Origin of the sequence: Acinetobacter lwoffii (genome assembly GCF_019048525.1) — a bacterium.
In the GTDB taxonomy this organism is placed as follows: Bacteria; Pseudomonadota; Gammaproteobacteria; order Pseudomonadales; family Moraxellaceae; genus Acinetobacter; species Acinetobacter lwoffii_K.
Window position 1 is genome coordinate 1,445,626 of the sequence record NZ_CP077369.1, and the last position, 16,799, is coordinate 1,462,424.

A 16,799-nucleotide genomic window follows, 5' to 3' on the forward strand; every position below is an offset into this window, starting at 1 on the left:
TAATCAATTCCTTATTCAAAATACAGCGCTATTGTACGTGATTTTTACCGCGCTCGCTGAGGCGAGTCTGAGTTTACAGCTTAGCGAATATCGGCTGAAGATGAAATAAGCAGCACAAGCTGTTGTATGATGGAAGGATTCAGGAAAGAGAAATATAAGAATGGCTGTAGGACGGAATGAGTTGCGCATGATCTGGCTGATTACCCTGCTGATAGCCGGGATCAGCGCCTGGTATCTGGGTTATCAGATTGTGACTTATCTGTGTGGTTTGGGGTTTATCTTTAGCGTGATGCAATATGTCACTGCGGTAGAAGCACCGCTGAATCAATTGGCCAGACAGCAGCAGATGTCCTTGGAGCAAAACTCTAAAGTTCCTTTATATATTTCTTCAATTACTGCCATTGTTGGTGGACTGGCTGAACTGGATTGGCTGATGGGGATCGGGATTACGGCCTGGGTATTCTTTTTGCTCAGGTGGCTGCAACGTCTGGAAGGGCGCTTGATACAGCTGCAATCACAATCTCTTTCTGCCGATCCCTTACAGCGATCACCGGATCGATCCGATTCTGTTCCATTGGTGAAAACCGAGTCTGCCCAAGAGGTAAACGATTCTCCTCATCTGGTAGATCAACTGCAGCGCTGGCTTTTTCAGGGGAATCCTGTCCTCAAGGTCGCAATCAGTATTTTGGTGATTGGGATTATTTTACTGCTGCGCTTTGCCACCGAGCACTGGCAACTCAGTCTGGCTGCAAAATTGGGCCTGGTTGCACTGGCAAGTGGCTGTGTAACAGGTCTGGGTTATCGCCTGATGCAAAAAAATCGGAGTTTTGCTCTGGCACTGGAAGGACTGGGTTTGGGGAGTCTGTTCCTGACCTTATTTTTTGCCTATTACAATCTGGTGATTTCCACGTTACCGTTGGCGACTTTGCTATTCCTAATAATTCTGGCCATCACTCTATATTTAAGCCTGAAACAGGAAAGCATCGAACTGGCTTTGATGGCTTTGCTGATTGCTTATCTGGCGCCGTTTACCTTACCGACCCGCGATGCTTCTGCCGTTGAGCTGATTAGCTATTATTTGCTGATCAATATCGGGGTGGCAGTGCTGAGCAGTTTCCGACCATGGAAGATTCTCAATCAAATTGCCTTTTTAGTGACGGCTGTCGTTGGCGGGATATATAGCCTGATTCATGGTTATACATATGAGCGTTATGCCATGACTGCGCTGATTCTGGCACATAGTGCACTGTTTATCTGGCTAGGTTTCCGCTTTAGCCAGTTGCTGGCACGACAGGATCTCTCACGGTTTCAGTTAAAACCGGTATTGGACTTAGCGCTGATTTTTGCTGCCCCTATTACCGCTTATATTTTTCTGTATCTGATTCATTTTAATCAGCCCAATCAAAAACTCTGGCAAGCTGGATTAAGCCTGTTCTTTGCACTGGTCTTTGCCGCTTGCTGGACACTGCTGCGCCGTAAACAAACTATCCAGCTCATTTCGCAGAGCTATCTGAGCCTGATGCTGATTTTTCTCGCCTTAGTGCCACCGATCTTATTGACAGAACAATGGACTGTGATTGGCTGGGCAGTTGAAGGTGTGCTGATTTATTTATGGGCCTTGGAAAAAAATGTCCGGGTAGCACACTATCTGAGCATGGGTTTATTGCTGATGGCCGGATTCAGCAGCCTGTATTATCTGATCGAGATTAATCCCACACCGCGAATCATTTTCTGGATTTTGAGTCTGTGCTATGTGGCAGTCGTGGTCATCAGTCAGCTTAAAAAGCAGTACCAGCAGCAGATGGATAGTCTGAGTGTCAGCTTTTTAAGCAGTTTAAGTGTTGCGGCCAGCCTGATGTTATTTGCCTTGCTGGAAGATGAATTTCCGAGTCAGCATGCCTATGTGCTGAGTTTATTTATCATCATACTGGGATATGTACTGTTCAATGAAATGATCCTGCGCAAAAATCAGGAGTGGTCCTGGTTACTGCCGAAGTGGAGCGGCATCTCGCCCTTGCTGGTCATTGCGGCGATTCTGACCCTGGATCGTAGTCAAAATGCGGTGATTGTCTGGAATAGTAGTTTTGAACGTGGAGTTTTTGCCCTTTCTACGATGCTACTAGCCATTTTGTGGCTTAGACCGTTGGCTGGCTTGCAGCTCTCCAAGGAATGGATGAGTTTTGGTGTTTTTAGCAGTCTGACTCTGGCAAGTTTATGTCTGATCCCGAACATGCCTTATCTGAGCATGATGATTTTACCTTTATTATTCTGCCTGTGGTGTTATCGACAGGATCCGCAGTCAGGCTGGCAGCAGCTTTGGCAAACCAAGAGCTGTTTATTGCTGATGGCAACTTGGCTGGTTTGTTCACAGTTATTTAGTCAGCAAGCCTTTCAGTATTACTGGCTGCCAATTCTGAATCCTTTTGATCTGATCAGTATCGCCATGTTTGCCAGCTTTATCTGGATGCTGTTACAGCAAATTAAAGTGGGACGTGATAAAGGCATGATCGCAGTTTTAATGGTACTAAGCCTGTTATGGCTTTCCAGTTATATTGTTTTAAGAGCTTTACATGTGTACCTGCAGACACCGTTTAATGAGCTGGCATTATGGAACAATGCAACAGTTCAGCTCAGTCTGACCATACTTTGGGTATTGCTGGCCTGGATTACCATGTGGACAGCAACGCTCAAAAAACTGAAACCGATGTGGATTTTAGGCGGCAGTATTCTGGTGATTGTGACCTTGAAGCTCGTACTATTTGACCTGTCACATATTGGCACCCTGACCCGGGTGATTTCATTCCTGCTGGCGGGCGGGGTGATGCTGCTGATTGCTTATATTGCACCGATGCCGGAGAAGGAGCATTGAATCCTTTCCCTAATCCTCTCCTTTAAAAGGAGAGGGAATCTAAGGGTTATTTCAGATCAGGCTCTCTTTTGAGGGCCTTTTCATTGGCATATTGATCGATTTCTTCATTTTCTACAGGACGGGAAAGTGGATGATCGACAAAGCCCATTTTTGGCACCGGAATTTCAATCTGGTTATCGACAAAGCCGTTGCGAATCCGTTCCTGCATTTCATCACGAACTTTCAGGTAGTTTTCCTGTTGGCACCACACTGCAAACAGCAGTTCAATCGAAGATTCACGGAAAGCGGTAACGGTGACTGCAGGTTTCGGGTCGGCCAGTACCAGTGGATATTTATTGGCAACGTCCAGCAGAACTTCGCGTACCTTGATAATATTTTCATGGAAATTGATCGCCAACGTAATCGGAATCCGCCGTATCGGAAATTTCGACAAGTTCTGCACCGGTGCCCGAATTAGCTGTTCATTCGGTAAACGCACATAGATATTATCTTGGGTCAAAAGTTTAACCGAGAGCAGATCAATCGAAATCACTTCGCCTTCAATGGTATGCCCACGAATCAAGGTAATCTGGATGGTATCACCGACTTCAAAAGAACCTTCACCAATCAGGAACAGGCCACTGATCAGGTTGGATGCTGATGTTTGCGAAGCGAAACCCAGTGCGACCGTTAAAATCCCGGCAGCGCCGAGGAAGACACTGAGTTTAAAACCGGCTTCCTTGAGGCTGGCCATCACAAACAACAGGAAGATAAAATAGAAAATCCCGCGGCGCCAGACCAGTTTTTGATGAGCATTAAAACGTACACCAATGGTACGAATAAAGGTATTGGAAATAAAGCGCGCAATCAGGAAACCAATAAAGCACAACACCACCGCCACCAAAACTTCGGTCAAACGATCGGTATTGATATTGGTAAATACTCCCTTCAGGCTATTGGTGACTTCGGTCGGAATATTTGAACTTGGCATCAGACGCCCTTAGAAAAATGAATCAAACATATTAAATAATGCACCTGCTGGATCACGCGGTGGATGCACATAGGCCACTTCACCAGCATTTGGTGGCGTGCGGTTTTCGACCCGAATCCGTGGTGGACGGTCCGAACTTTCATGCAAAACGCGGATTTGCGAGGTCCATAAGCGGCCGGTACTTTCACTGTAAAAAAGCGGCAGGGCAGGCACTGGCACATTCATTCGGTCAAAGCGCAATTGCTGGTTACTGGTATTGTGAAACTCAATTGGCGTGACTGCACGAAAGGCTCGCGGATGTAACTGTTTCAGTTCGGTTCTGCCATCAACTGCGGTGGCGTAGCAGATTTCCCCCGAACGGTGATTGGGTCCAAACCAGGTGTCTTTTGGCAAGATTACCGGTAAATCGAAAATCGGTTCGCGTTGACCCTCGACAAAACCGGCAATCCATAAGGGCGTGCTGATATAAAGCGTACCGCGCTGTCCAGCAGGAATATAAATCGGATCGACTGGTTTAATCACCACAGAACGGTCTGCAAGACGTGGCATCAGTTGCAATTTTTTTTGCGTGGATTTGAACATATAGCGTTCAATTTTCAGGGGTGGGGGAAAGGCAAAATTCGGATCATCAATCTGATGCCATTGCTGTTCATAATCGTATTGCACAGAAGGGCGGAAATATTCCAGTCGCCATTCCTGAATCCCTCGGGTCAGCCGAAACAGCAAGGAGCCAAACTGCCAGGCTTTAGACTGATTTATTTCAAAATTCTGTTCTCCCCACCAGCGCATTTTCGCTGTATTCGGGATTAATTCATCTTTATCTCGCGGCAATCTTGGCACCCTTTCTTGCTAAATCTTTGAAAACATACTTCACGCTGTCATATGCTTAGAGTACACTCAATTTAAATTTTTTCATCATTATTATAATCCGCGATGCAAGTACTTAAACAATTACAAATCCCATATAGCTTCGCCAAGCGCCATGGTGTGCTGTTGCGTTATGAGGGAGATCAGGCCTTTATTCTGCGTCGTGACAATACCTCGATGCTTGCATTGCAGGAAGCCCGCCGTCTGCTCGGTTATCCGGCTCATTTTCAGCTTTGTACTGAACAGGAATTTAACCAGTTACTCAGTTCCAGTTTTGCCGGAGATAGCGGCGAATCACAGCAGGTGGCTGCCGGTCTGGAAGATCATCCGGATTTACTCAGTCTGGCTGATTCGGTACCGGAAGCTGAAGACCTGATGGATCAGGAAGATGATGCGCCAATTGTACGTCTGATCAATGCGCTATTATCCGAAGCAATTCGTGTTGGGGCTTCCGATATTCATATTGAATCTTTTGAGAAAAAACTGTCGGTGCGTTTACGGGTCGATGGCCAGTTACGCGAAATTGTCCAGCCACGCCGTGAACTGGCCCCGCTTCTGGTTTCACGGATTAAAGTCATGGCCAAACTGGATATTGCCGAAAAGCGTATTCCGCAAGATGGCCGTATTTCTTTGCGTCTGGCTGGTCGTGAAGTCGATGTCCGTGTATCCACCTTGCCATCTTCTTATGGTGAACGTGTGGTGATGCGTTTGCTGGACAAGCAGGCTGGCCGTTTGAACATGACCCATTTGGGCTTGATGAATAATGACTATGATCGACTCAAGACCTTAGTACATCGCCCGCACGGGATTATTCTGGTAACCGGCCCGACCGGTTCGGGTAAAACCACCACTTTATATGCGGCACTTTCTGATCTGAATGATGGTTCCAAAAATATCCTCACGGCTGAAGATCCGATTGAATATCAGCTGGAAGGCATTGGACAAACGCAGGTCAATACCAAAGTCGATATGACTTTTGCCCGTGCGTTAAAAGCCATGTTGCGTCAGGACCCGGATGTGGTCATGGTTGGTGAGATTCGTGATCTGGAAACCGCAGAAATTGCGGTGCAGGCATCCCTGACAGGACATCTGGTGTTATCCACCTTACACACCAATACCGCGATTGGTGCGGTTACGCGCCTGAAAGATATGGGAATTGAACCATTTCTGCTGTCCAGTTCTTTAATCGGGGTAATTGCCCAACGTCTGGTGCGTACCTTGTGTCCACATTGCGCGACCTGGCATGAGGCAGATGCTTTCGAGAAGAATCTATTTGGCAATATTGAGCATCCCCAAGATTTAAGATTACCGCAACCTCAAGGCTGTGAACGTTGTGGCAATACTGGCTTTAGTGGCCGTACTGCAATTTATGAAATTGTCCCAGTCGATGATCATATGCGCCGTTTGATTCATGGCAATGCGGCTGAATATGAAATCGAAAGCTATGTACGTCAGCAGTCAGGTTCCATTCGTGATGATGGTCTGCGTAAAGTATTGGCCGGAAAAACCACGATTGAAGAAGTATTGCGAGTGACCAACGAAGCGGCGGAGTAATCTTTTAATCTATTACTTTTATTATAAGGATCGTCAGGACTTTTGGATATTTACCAGAGACTGGCGATTTTTTTCATGAGTTGTGCACGAAAAGGTCCAGTCGGATTGCCCGGATTGCGCAGAGTTTCATTTTCATAAAAGTTCCGCCAGGCTTGCGCCATTGCTAAACTCAGTCCTTCCTGTTTCATTGTTTCAACATCTGCCTGAGTAATATTGAGAAAACGGGCTTCAGCATCTTTGGGGCCAGCTCCCCAGCCAATAATCCCTTTACCAAATTCAGGCAGAATCATATTGTTGGGTGTTGCAGGAATGGGTAGGCGTTCAATTTCAGTATTGAGCAGAGATTTTATTTTCGGACGGATTTTTTCTGAGAGATAAAGATCTGCAAAAGAGGTTGTAGCAGTGAGGAGCAGGAGAGAATTCAGAAGAACTAGTTTTAACATCAATATAAATCGAATAAATGTAAATAAGAATCATTATATATAATTTCTTAAGTTTTTGCTGCAGTTTTCAAGTGGGGAAGAGAAGTAGCTTTTGACAAAAGATGAAGCGGGTAAATTTTGAAATTTATAATTGAAGTCTAGCTATCCTGAAACTTTTTTCAGGATAGCTGTTAAATAAAAAAATTAAGTAATTACGTTTAAGTTCACATCAATATTATTACGGGTCGCATTTGAGTATGGACAGACAATATGCGCAGCATCCACCAGTTTTTTTGCTTCTTCCTGATCCATGCCTTCAAGATGGATGTTTAATGTCACTTCGATCCCGAACCCGGTAGGAATCGGACCAATCCCAACATCACCTTCAATATAGGCATCTTTACTGATATTGAGCTTGTCACGATTGGCAACAAATTTCATTGCACCCAAGAAACAGGCGGAATAACCTGCGGCAAAGAGCTGTTCAGGATTGGTTCCACCGCCTGGTCCCCCCATTTCTTTAGGTACGGCCAATTGGACGTCCAGAATCTGATCGTCAGAAATGGCGCGGCCATCACGGCCCCCTGTGGCTTTGGCATGTGCGGTATAGACGGCTTTTTCTAATGACATGAGTTAAATCCCTGTTTATTTTTCGTAGAGCTTCTATGCTCGGTGATTTCACCTGAAGAATAAGCAGGGATTTTGTTATTTTATGCAAGCAAATGAAACGATTCAGGAAAGTTGAAGAAGTCTACGGTGTTGCATTAAAGGCATGGATTCACGCACTTTTTGCTGTTCATTTAAATCAAAGTCGACGGTGATGAGTTGAGTACCTTCTGCATGGATCATATTAAGAAGTTGTCCACGACTATTGGTGGCGGCTGCATGTCCCCAAGTCTGGCGTTTTTCTCCATGCCAGCCTTGTTGAGCTGCACCAAGCACCGAGCATTGGCTATCTAGAGCACGTGTTTGCAGAAGAAGCTGCCAGTGCATTTCACCTGTGGTATAGGTAAAGGCAGAAGGAGCGGTCAAGAGGTTTGCACCTTTGGCTCGTAAATTTAACGCCAGTTCCGGAAAGCGCAGGTCATAACAGACCATTAACCCAATATTGCCAAAAGGTGTTTTGGCTACGACAACATCTGTGCCGGGTTCAAAGAACTTGGATTCCTGATAACCACCGACAGCATCGCCGACTTGCACATCAAACAGGTGAATTTTGTCATAACGTGCTTCGGTCCGTTCCGGACTGATACACAGGCTAACGGTACGCACCCGGCCATCCTCAATGATTGAACCATCCGGACGATAAGGACAGGGTAATGTACCGGCAACGATCCAGGTGTCATATTCATGGGCAAGTTGTTCTAGACGTTGCTGAATCACTTCAAATTGTGCAGCAGTTTCACGCTGTTTACCTGCTGCAAAACAGACAAAGTTTTCCGGGAAAACAATCAGTTCAGCACCATTGGCCTTACTTTGTTGAATTAAAGATTCAATCTCCACGAAATTGGCATCAATTTCATTTTGAGAATTCATTTGTACAACAGAAAGTAAAGTCATAGGGTCCTCTTATAAGATGGTTATACCTGTTGCTCGGAAATTTTATCTAAATTGTCTTGCTCTTTCTGTAGCTGTTTGACTAAAGGTTCAAACATGTTCTGATTGCTTTGATTCAGTTTCATCAAGGTTTTATGTGCATCCAGAACCGTATTTAGCATATTTTGATGCGTGACATGTTCTTCCATCAGTGCACGTGTGCAGACATTTGGATCGCCACAATAATTCAGAATCACAAACACCTGGCTCAGTCCCATACTGTTGGCCAAAGTGGTAATGTCAGAATTGGTAGAAAGCATGACAGCCTGAATGTTATGTACTTGCTTGAGTTTGAGTCCTAGTTTCGCTAAAACACCGAGTACGGTACTGTCAATGAAACTAGTTTCGGTGAGATCAACGATAGCGCCAACTACGTTGTCTTGCTGTTCAATTTTGTTCAGTAATTTGTCTAGACTAATACAAGATTGGGCACGCACTTCGCCGATAAGCTTAAAAATATGCGTTCCGTTCAGACTTGCATATTCAATATGACCTGTTGACATATAAATGCCATTTGCAGAGAAGGATATTAAATTATCCCATAGGGTGTATTGATACTCAAGTGGCTGAAAGTAGTAATCAAATTAAGTGCTTATAAAGTCTGTAAATATACTGCTAATTTACGCGGATAAAGCTTAAAAAGGCGATATCGTCAGCCACATGTTCCGGAGCCTGAAAAGATTGGTTCTGCAAATGGTGTAATAATTGCGAGAATTGTTCATTTAAACCACCATCAAAGGGTTCTAATGCCCCATCCGAACAGATAATAAAGCGTGCATTGCGACTTAATACCCATTCATTTTCCTCAACTTCAAGATCTTCGGTTAAACCCAAAGGGAAACTGCTGGAAGAGAGGATTTTAGGCTCTTGATTGGGTTCAAATATAATTGGTGGTGGATAATGTCCGGCGCTAGACCATTTCAATACATGGGTTTCCAGATTAAGAATCCCGGCAATCATGGTGATGTGCTTTTCAATATTTTCCTGCATCAGCATGCCGTTCAGCTTCTTGATCAGCTCGCGCGGCGTCTTGGAGCGACCATGGAAAGCAGCCATCCAGGACGTGAGCAAACTACTGGTGACGCCATGTCCGGATACATCGGCCAAATAGAAAATCACTTCTTTGTCGCTGATTTTCCAATAATCATACCAATCCCCTGAAAGATAGGCTGAAGGCTGAAAATAGGTTTCGACCTCGTAATTGGTCAGTTCAATAGGATTCGGTAACAATTTTTTTTGTAGTTCTGCAGCAGAAGGAAGGTCACGGCTATCCTGGTTACGCTTATATTGTGCATCAATTTTTTGTAATGCTAGATCTGGATTCTCGGGAAGCTTGTTCCAGATCCAGCCGGCTAAAGCACCTTGTTCCCAGGCCTGAGCCAAAGCAGTACCTTCATTTTCTAAGGCCAGTACAATCGTAGGTAGATTCCACTTATATTTCAGATAATCATGTACATCTGCAATCGCAATAATCGTAGAGTCATACAGTTCATGATCATCCAGATAGATCATCTGAACATGCGGAAGCGTATCAAGTACTTGATCTAAGTAAGGAATATCACGAGTCGGTTGAATGAAATACATAAAAAAGTGATTCAATCCCAGGATTGGTTATAAGATGTACTATAACAAGCAAAGTATTGCTAGCGAACAGATTTTCACTAGCAATCATACATGAAGCTTAAACTTAAAGATCTTCGTTTGAAGATTCAATGTTGCTATCACTAGAAGGTGCATCATCAGAATTCTCATCTTCAAAATCATCTTCTAGGAACAGCGTATCTTGTTCTGTACCTTTCTTTTCTGCAATTGCATAATTGGTACGTTGCAAATAAATATCGCGAATCTGCGCATAGCGATCGCCAGTCAGCACCCCTTCAACGTCCAGTATTTCTGAACGGGTATCAATGGCACGCCAAAACTGATCAGTCCAGTAAAGTCCATCTTCATCTTCGAGAATGTATTTTTGTGGACGGGCCTGACTATCTACAGCAGTACCGATCACCCCACGGACAGAACTTGGACCTAAAAATGGCAACATGATATAAGGGCCAGAAGGCACCCCATAATACCCTAAAGTAATTCCAAATTTTTCCTCTTCATGGCTCAAGCCAAGGCGACGTGCTGGATCAGCCAGTCCTAAAGTCGTTAAGGTATTAATAGTAAAACGACCTAGAGATTTAGCAGCGCGGGCAGGACGACCTTGAATCAGCTGATTCACCACATTCCAAGGTTCACCCAGGTTACTGCGGAATTGGGTATAGCTGCCACGAACATCTTGAGGAACTTTTTCCACATATTGTACAGCTATGGGGCGTACCACGGTGCGGTCAATCGCATCATTAAACTGATAGATCTTTCTATTTAAGGGCTGAAAAGGATCTTTAACTTCTTCTGCCTGTGCTGCACTGGCATCAACTTTCAGTTGCGTTTGTAATTGTTGCGCTTTGGTTGAGATCTTTGTTCTAAGTGGCGTTTTTGCAGGCTCGTTTTCCAGATTTTCCACATCGGTGGCCACCTCGGCGAAAACATGTGCGCTTGAGGCTAAAGAAAATAAACATATAGATAAGTAAATAGAACGATGCATAAGGTAACCCGAGGCCTTTTCTGTGTAAGTAGCACTACTTATTAGTATGAAAATAATAAACGTTATATTCACGAATAGACATCATTTAAGCAAATTTGTATAAAAAATGAATGAAAACACACGAAAAGCTTAAAAAATATACATACAAAATGATTTTCTTGAAAAAGGTGTTGCAAGGGCTCTGAAATGCTGTAGAATGCACATCCATCGGCGGTGATGAAGATTAAAACTTCTGATAAAACAATGACTTAGTTAAGTTTGATTAAGTTCGGTTTTAGAAAGAAAGTTTAAAAATAGTTTTCATTACTGGTTGACTTTCTAGAGATAGAGAGTAATATAGCCGACCTAGCTTGCTGGTGACGAATTAGCAAGAAGATCATTAAGAGATTATGAAGAACAACTTGTGTGGATTTTTACTGGTTGATTGATCGAAATTATTTTCATTGATTGATGGTAGAAATTACTCGAAGTTTATTTGAGAAATATTTGTCAGAAAATTGATGAGCCAAGATTGGTGCCCTTTAAGGCACTACATAGTATTAAACTGAAGAGTTTGATCATGGCTCAGATTGAACGCTGGCGGCAGGCTTAACACATGCAAGTCGAGCGGGGAAAGGTAGCTTGCTACTTGACCTAGCGGCGGACGGGTGAGTAATGCTTAGGAATCTGCCTATTAGTGGGGGACAACATCTCGAAAGGGATGCTAATACCGCATACGTCCTACGGGAGAAAGCAGGGGACCTTCGGGCCTTGCGCTAATAGATGAGCCTAAGTCGGATTAGCTAGTTGGTGGGGTAAAGGCCTACCAAGGCGACGATCTGTAGCGGGTCTGAGAGGATGATCCGCCACACTGGGACTGAGACACGGCCCAGACTCCTACGGGAGGCAGCAGTGGGGAATATTGGACAATGGGGGGAACCCTGATCCAGCCATGCCGCGTGTGTGAAGAAGGCCTTTTGGTTGTAAAGCACTTTAAGCGAGGAGGAGGCTACCGAGATTAATACTCTTGGATAGTGGACGTTACTCGCAGAATAAGCACCGGCTAACTCTGTGCCAGCAGCCGCGGTAATACAGAGGGTGCAAGCGTTAATCGGATTTACTGGGCGTAAAGCGCGCGTAGGTGGCCAATTAAGTCAAATGTGAAATCCCCGAGCTTAACTTGGGAATTGCATTCGATACTGGTTGGCTAGAGTATGGGAGAGGATGGTAGAATTCCAGGTGTAGCGGTGAAATGCGTAGAGATCTGGAGGAATACCGATGGCGAAGGCAGCCATCTGGCCTAATACTGACACTGAGGTGCGAAAGCATGGGGAGCAAACAGGATTAGATACCCTGGTAGTCCATGCCGTAAACGATGTCTACTAGCCGTTGGGGCCTTTGAGGCTTTAGTGGCGCAGCTAACGCGATAAGTAGACCGCCTGGGGAGTACGGTCGCAAGACTAAAACTCAAATGAATTGACGGGGGCCCGCACAAGCGGTGGAGCATGTGGTTTAATTCGATGCAACGCGAAGAACCTTACCTGGTCTTGACATAGTAAGAACTTTCCAGAGATGGATTGGTGCCTTCGGGAACTTACATACAGGTGCTGCATGGCTGTCGTCAGCTCGTGTCGTGAGATGTTGGGTTAAGTCCCGCAACGAGCGCAACCCTTTTCCTTATTTGCCAGCGGGTTAAGCCGGGAACTTTAAGGATACTGCCAGTGACAAACTGGAGGAAGGCGGGGACGACGTCAAGTCATCATGGCCCTTACGACCAGGGCTACACACGTGCTACAATGGTCGGTACAAAGGGTTGCTACCTCGCGAGAGGATGCTAATCTCAAAAAGCCGATCGTAGTCCGGATTGGAGTCTGCAACTCGACTCCATGAAGTCGGAATCGCTAGTAATCGCGGATCAGAATGCCGCGGTGAATACGTTCCCGGGCCTTGTACACACCGCCCGTCACACCATGGGAGTTTGTTGCACCAGAAGTAGGTAGTCTAACCGCAAGGAGGACGCTTACCACGGTGTGGCAGATGACTGGGGTGAAGTCGTAACAAGGTAGCCGTAGGGGAACCTGCGGCTGGATCACCTCCTTAACGAAAGATTGACGATTGGTAAGAATCCACAACAAGTTGTTCTTCATATGATGTATCTGAGGGTCTGTAGCTCAGTTGGTTAGAGCACACGCTTGATAAGCGTGGGGTCACAAGTTCAAGTCTTGTCAGACCCACCAAATCTGACTAACGAAGCATGAAAGTGCTGAAGCAAACAGAACAGAACGATACATTGACTTATTGATAAGCTGGGGACTTAGCTTAGTTGGTAGAGCGCCTGCTTTGCACGCAGGAGGTCAGGAGTTCGACTCTCCTAGTCTCCACCAAATTTCAAGATCATAAAAGCACTGCTTTTACTTGAAATTTAAGCAAGAAGCTACGCTTCGCGCAGTATGTAAGCATACAGTGATGAAGTTGTTTAGTTCCTAAGCGATCAAGTGTTTAGATCCTAGAGATTAACAAGTACAAGCGTTATGATACGCGCACTTGATAATCTCTGTGATTTATCACAGTTTCCTGACCTGACGAAGGCTGGAAAAATCATTAACAGAATATATTTGAGTTGAAATAATTTGTTCAAACTCGTTTTAAACAACCTAGCAAGCAATTGTGAAAGTTGAATGAAATGAGTTCTAGCGAAATTAACTGAATCAAGCGTTTTGGTATATGAATCTAATTGAAGCTGTACGGTGCTTAAGTGCACAAACGCCAACTGTATGAGCGTGATGAGAGATCATCACAATCTGTTGCTTATCCCACTTGTAAGGATAAACGACTGTTTGGGGTTGTATAGTCAAGTAATTAAGTGCATGTGGTGGATGCCTTGGCAGTCAGAGGCGAAGAAAGACGTGATAGCCTGCGAAAAGCTCCGGGGAGGCGGCAAATATCCTGTGATCCGGAGATGTCTGAATGGGGAAACCCACTTACCATAAGGTAGGTATTGCAACATGAATACATAGTGTTGCAAGGCGAACGAGGGGAAGTGAAACATCTCAGTACCCTTAGGAAAAGAAATCAATTGAGATTCCCTCAGTAGCGGCGAGCGAAAGGGGAAGAGCCCATTAAGTCATATAAGTTCTAGTGGAACGCTCTGGGAAGTGCGACCGTAGACGGTGATAGTCCTGTACACGAAAGGGCTTATATGATGATGTCGAGTAGGGCGAGGCACGTGAAACCTTGTCTGAATATGGGGGGACCATCCTCCAAGGCTAAATACTCCTGACTGACCGATAGTGAACCAGTACCGTGAGGGAAAGGCGAAAAGAACCCCTGTGAGGGGAGTGAAATAGATCCTGAAACCGCATGCATACAAGCAGTGGGAGCCGGCTTAGTCCGGTGACTGCGTACCTTTTGTATAATGGGTCAGCGACTTATATTCAGTAGCGAGGTTAACCGAATAGGGGAGCCGTAGGGAAACCGAGTCTTAATAGGGCGTATAGTTGCTGGGTATAGACCCGAAACCAGGTGATCTATCCATGAGCAGGTTGAAGGTTGGGTAACACTAACTGGAGGACCGAACCCACTGTCGTTGAAAAGCCAGGGGATGACTTGTGGATAGGGGTGAAAGGCTAATCAAACTTGGTGATAGCTGGTTCTCCCCGAAAGCTATTTAGGTAGCGCCTCGGACGAATACCATTGGGGGTAGAGCACTGTTTCGGCTAGGGGGTCATCCCGACTTACCAAACCGATGCAAACTCCGAATACCAATGAGTACTATCCGGGAGACAGACTGCGGGTGCTAACGTCCGTAGTCAAGAGGAAAACAATCCAGACCGCCAGCTAAGGCCCCAAAATTATAGTTAAGTGGGAAACGATGTGGGAAGGCATAGACAGCTAGGAGGTTGGCTTAGAAGCAGCCACCCTTTAAAGAAAGCGTAATAGCTCACTAGTCGAGTCGGCCTGCGCGGAAGATGTAACGGGGCTAAAACTATATGCCGAAGCTGCGGATGCATAATTTATTATGCGTGGTAGGGGAGCGTTCTGTAAGCCGATGAAGGTGGATTGAGAAGTCTGCTGGAGGTATCAGAAGTGCGAATGCTGACGTGAGTAACGACAATGCGAGTGAAAAACTCGCACGCTGAAAGACCAAGGGTTCCAGTCCAACGTTAATCGGGGCTGGGTGAGTCGACCCCTAAGGCGAGGCCGAGAGGCGTAGTCGATGGGAAATTGGTTAATATTCCAATACTTCTGTGTAATGCGATGAGAGGACGGAGAAGGTTAAGTCAGCCTGGCGTTGGTTGTCCAGGTGGAAGGTTGTAGGCATGTATCTTAGGCAAATCCGGGGTACTCTATGCTGAGAACTGATAGCAAGCTGTACTTGTACAGTGAAGTGGCTGATACCATGCTTCCAGGAAAAGTCTCTAAGCTTCAGTTACACAGGAATCGTACCCGAAACCGACACAGGTGGTCAGGTCGAGTAGACCAAAGCGCTTGAGAGAACTCTGCTGAAGGAACTAGGCAAAATGGTACCGTAACTTCGGGAGAAGGTACGCTGTTGTCTGTGATAGGACTTGCTCCTTGAGCGGCCGACAGCCTCAGAAACCAGGCCCCTGCAACTGTTTATTAAAAACATAGCACTCTGCAAACACGAAAGTGGACGTATAGGGTGTGATGCCTGCCCGGTGCTGGAAGGTTAATTGATGGGGTTAGCGTAAGCGAAGCTCTTGATCGAAGCCCCAGTAAACGGCGGCCGTAACTATAACGGTCCTAAGGTAGCGAAATTCCTTGTCGGGTAAGTTCCGACCTGCACGAATGGCATAATGATGGGGGCGCTGTCTCCAGCAGAGACTCAGTGAAATCGAATTCGCCGTGAAGATGCGGTGTACCCGCGGCTAGACGGAAAGACCCCGTGAACCTTTACTGCAGCTTGACATTGAACTTTGATCTTACTTGTGTAGGATAGGTGGGAGGCTTTGAAGTCGCGACGCTAGTTGCGATGGAGCCGTCCTTGAAATACCACCCTGGTAATATTGAGGTTCTAACTCTGTCCCGTTATCCGGGACGAGGACCATGTCTGGTGGGTAGTTTGACTGGGGCGGTCTCCTCCTAAAGAGTAACGGAGGAGTACGAAGGTGCGCTCAGCGTGGTCGGAAATCACGCGTAGAGTATAAAGGCAAAAGCGCGCTTAACTGCGAGACCCACAAGTCGAGCAGGTACGAAAGTAGGTCTTAGTGATCCGGTGGTTCTGTATGGAAGGGCCATCGCTCAACGGATAAAAGGTACTCTGGGGATAACAGGCTGATACCGCCCAAGAGTTCATATCGACGGCGGTGTTTGGCACCTCGATGTCGGCTCATCTCATCCTGGGGCTGAAGCAGGTCCCAAGGGTATGGCTGTTCGCCATTTAAAGAGGTACGCGAGCTGGGTTTAGAACGTCGTGAGACAGTTCGGTCCCTATCTACCGTGGGCGTTGGAAATTTGAGAGGATCTGCTCCTAGTACGAGAGGACCAGAGTGGACGAACCTCTGGTGTACCGGTTGTGACGCCAGTCGCATCGCCGGGTAGCTATGTTCGGAAGGGATAACCGCTGAAAGCATCTAAGCGGGAAGCCTACCTCAAGATAAGATTTCCCCGAGACTTTATGTCTCCTAAAGAGCCGTTGAAGACTACGACGTTGATAGGTTGGATGTGGAAGCATAGTGATATGTGAAGCTGACCAATACTAATTGCTCGTGAGGCTTGACTATACAACACCCAAACAGTTGTATATAAAGCATCAATTGATTTCATATTGATCTAACGATCAGACGAAAACTTGATTTAGTTAAGCTAATCGAACAAATGAGAGTATAATTAAGCACTGCTTAGTTCTACTCGCAAGAACTCAGATATACCTGTTAATGAATTCTATTTGGTAGAAAGCAAGGCAAAACGTAAGACCTAGCAAGTATCCATAAA

The 16,799-nt window shown here is 45.7% G+C and carries 10 protein-coding genes, 2 tRNA genes and 2 rRNA genes; 6 read left to right on the top strand and 8 right to left on the bottom strand.

All coding sequences use genetic code 11. From position 1 onward, the window contains the following. The first annotated feature begins 160 nt into the window (after positions 1-160). Positions 161-2,869 carry a DUF2339 domain-containing protein gene (locus I6L24_RS06730; protein WP_216986556.1) on the top strand — a complete coding sequence of 903 codons (2,709 nt, stop codon included), beginning with the start codon at positions 161-163 and terminating at the stop codon, positions 2,867-2,869. 46 nt (positions 2,870-2,915) lie between these two features. Here the strand turns inward: I6L24_RS06730 and I6L24_RS06735 are convergent, their stop codons facing one another. Continuing rightward, the gene (locus I6L24_RS06735) at positions 2,916-3,839 is read right to left on the bottom strand and encodes a mechanosensitive ion channel family protein (protein WP_216986557.1); all 924 of its coding nucleotides are present in this window, start codon (positions 3,837-3,839) and stop codon (positions 2,916-2,918) included. Between the two features lie 9 nt (positions 3,840-3,848). Then, entirely contained in the window at positions 3,849-4,628 is a 780-nt protein-coding gene (locus tag I6L24_RS06740; protein ID WP_216986619.1) for a hypothetical protein, read from the bottom strand. Positions 4,629-4,772: 144 nt separating this feature from the next. Between I6L24_RS06740 and gspE the strand changes: the two genes are divergently transcribed. Further along, the gene (gene gspE / locus I6L24_RS06745) at positions 4,773-6,260 is read left to right on the top strand and encodes a type II secretion system ATPase GspE (RefSeq protein ID WP_216986558.1); all 1,488 of its coding nucleotides are present in this window, start codon (positions 4,773-4,775) and stop codon (positions 6,258-6,260) included. 50 nt (positions 6,261-6,310) lie between these two features. Here the strand turns inward: gspE and I6L24_RS06750 are convergent, their stop codons facing one another. The 6 genes from I6L24_RS06750 to I6L24_RS06775 all read right to left on the bottom strand — a co-directional run bounded on the left by I6L24_RS06750 (position 6,311) and on the right by I6L24_RS06775 (position 10,865). Next, complete coding sequence (locus I6L24_RS06750) at positions 6,311-6,703, bottom strand: DUF4951 domain-containing protein (RefSeq protein WP_216986559.1); 393 nt, start codon at positions 6,701-6,703, stop codon at positions 6,311-6,313. A gap of 183 nt (positions 6,704-6,886) precedes the next feature. Continuing rightward, positions 6,887-7,312 (bottom strand): organic hydroperoxide resistance protein, encoded by a 426-nt coding sequence (locus I6L24_RS06755; RefSeq protein WP_004732917.1) that lies wholly within the window; start codon positions 7,310-7,312, stop codon positions 6,887-6,889. Positions 7,313-7,414: 102 nt separating this feature from the next. Beyond that, positions 7,415-8,242, bottom strand: a complete 828-nt coding sequence (locus I6L24_RS06760) for a carbon-nitrogen hydrolase family protein (protein WP_216986560.1) — start codon at positions 8,240-8,242, stop codon at positions 7,415-7,417. A 20-nt stretch (positions 8,243-8,262) separates the two neighbouring features. Further along, complete coding sequence (gene gigB, locus I6L24_RS06765; RefSeq protein WP_216986561.1) at positions 8,263-8,781, bottom strand: anti-anti-sigma factor GigB; 519 nt, start codon at positions 8,779-8,781, stop codon at positions 8,263-8,265. Positions 8,782-8,893: 112 nt separating this feature from the next. Further along, complete coding sequence (gene gigA, locus I6L24_RS06770) at positions 8,894-9,862, bottom strand: RsbU family protein phosphatase GigA (RefSeq protein WP_004732911.1); 969 nt, start codon at positions 9,860-9,862, stop codon at positions 8,894-8,896. A gap of 103 nt (positions 9,863-9,965) precedes the next feature. Next, positions 9,966-10,865 carry an MlaA family lipoprotein gene (locus I6L24_RS06775; protein ID WP_216986562.1) on the bottom strand — a complete coding sequence of 300 codons (900 nt, stop codon included), beginning with the start codon at positions 10,863-10,865 and terminating at the stop codon, positions 9,966-9,968. Between the two features lie 541 nt (positions 10,866-11,406). Here I6L24_RS06775 and I6L24_RS06780 point away from each other — a divergent pair. The 4 genes from I6L24_RS06780 to I6L24_RS06795 all read left to right on the top strand — a co-directional run bounded on the left by I6L24_RS06780 (position 11,407) and on the right by I6L24_RS06795 (position 16,588). After that, positions 11,407-12,944: ribosomal RNA gene (locus I6L24_RS06780) — 16S ribosomal RNA — on the top strand. A 60-nt stretch (positions 12,945-13,004) separates the two neighbouring features. Continuing rightward, positions 13,005-13,081, top strand: a tRNA-Ile gene (locus I6L24_RS06785). 71 nt (positions 13,082-13,152) lie between these two features. Then, positions 13,153-13,228, top strand: a tRNA-Ala gene (locus tag I6L24_RS06790). A gap of 465 nt (positions 13,229-13,693) precedes the next feature. Beyond that, positions 13,694-16,588, top strand: a 23S ribosomal RNA gene (locus I6L24_RS06795). Together the 16S and 23S rRNA genes with 2 tRNA genes alongside form the textbook arrangement of a ribosomal RNA operon. Positions 16,589-16,799: the final 211 nt, after the last annotated feature.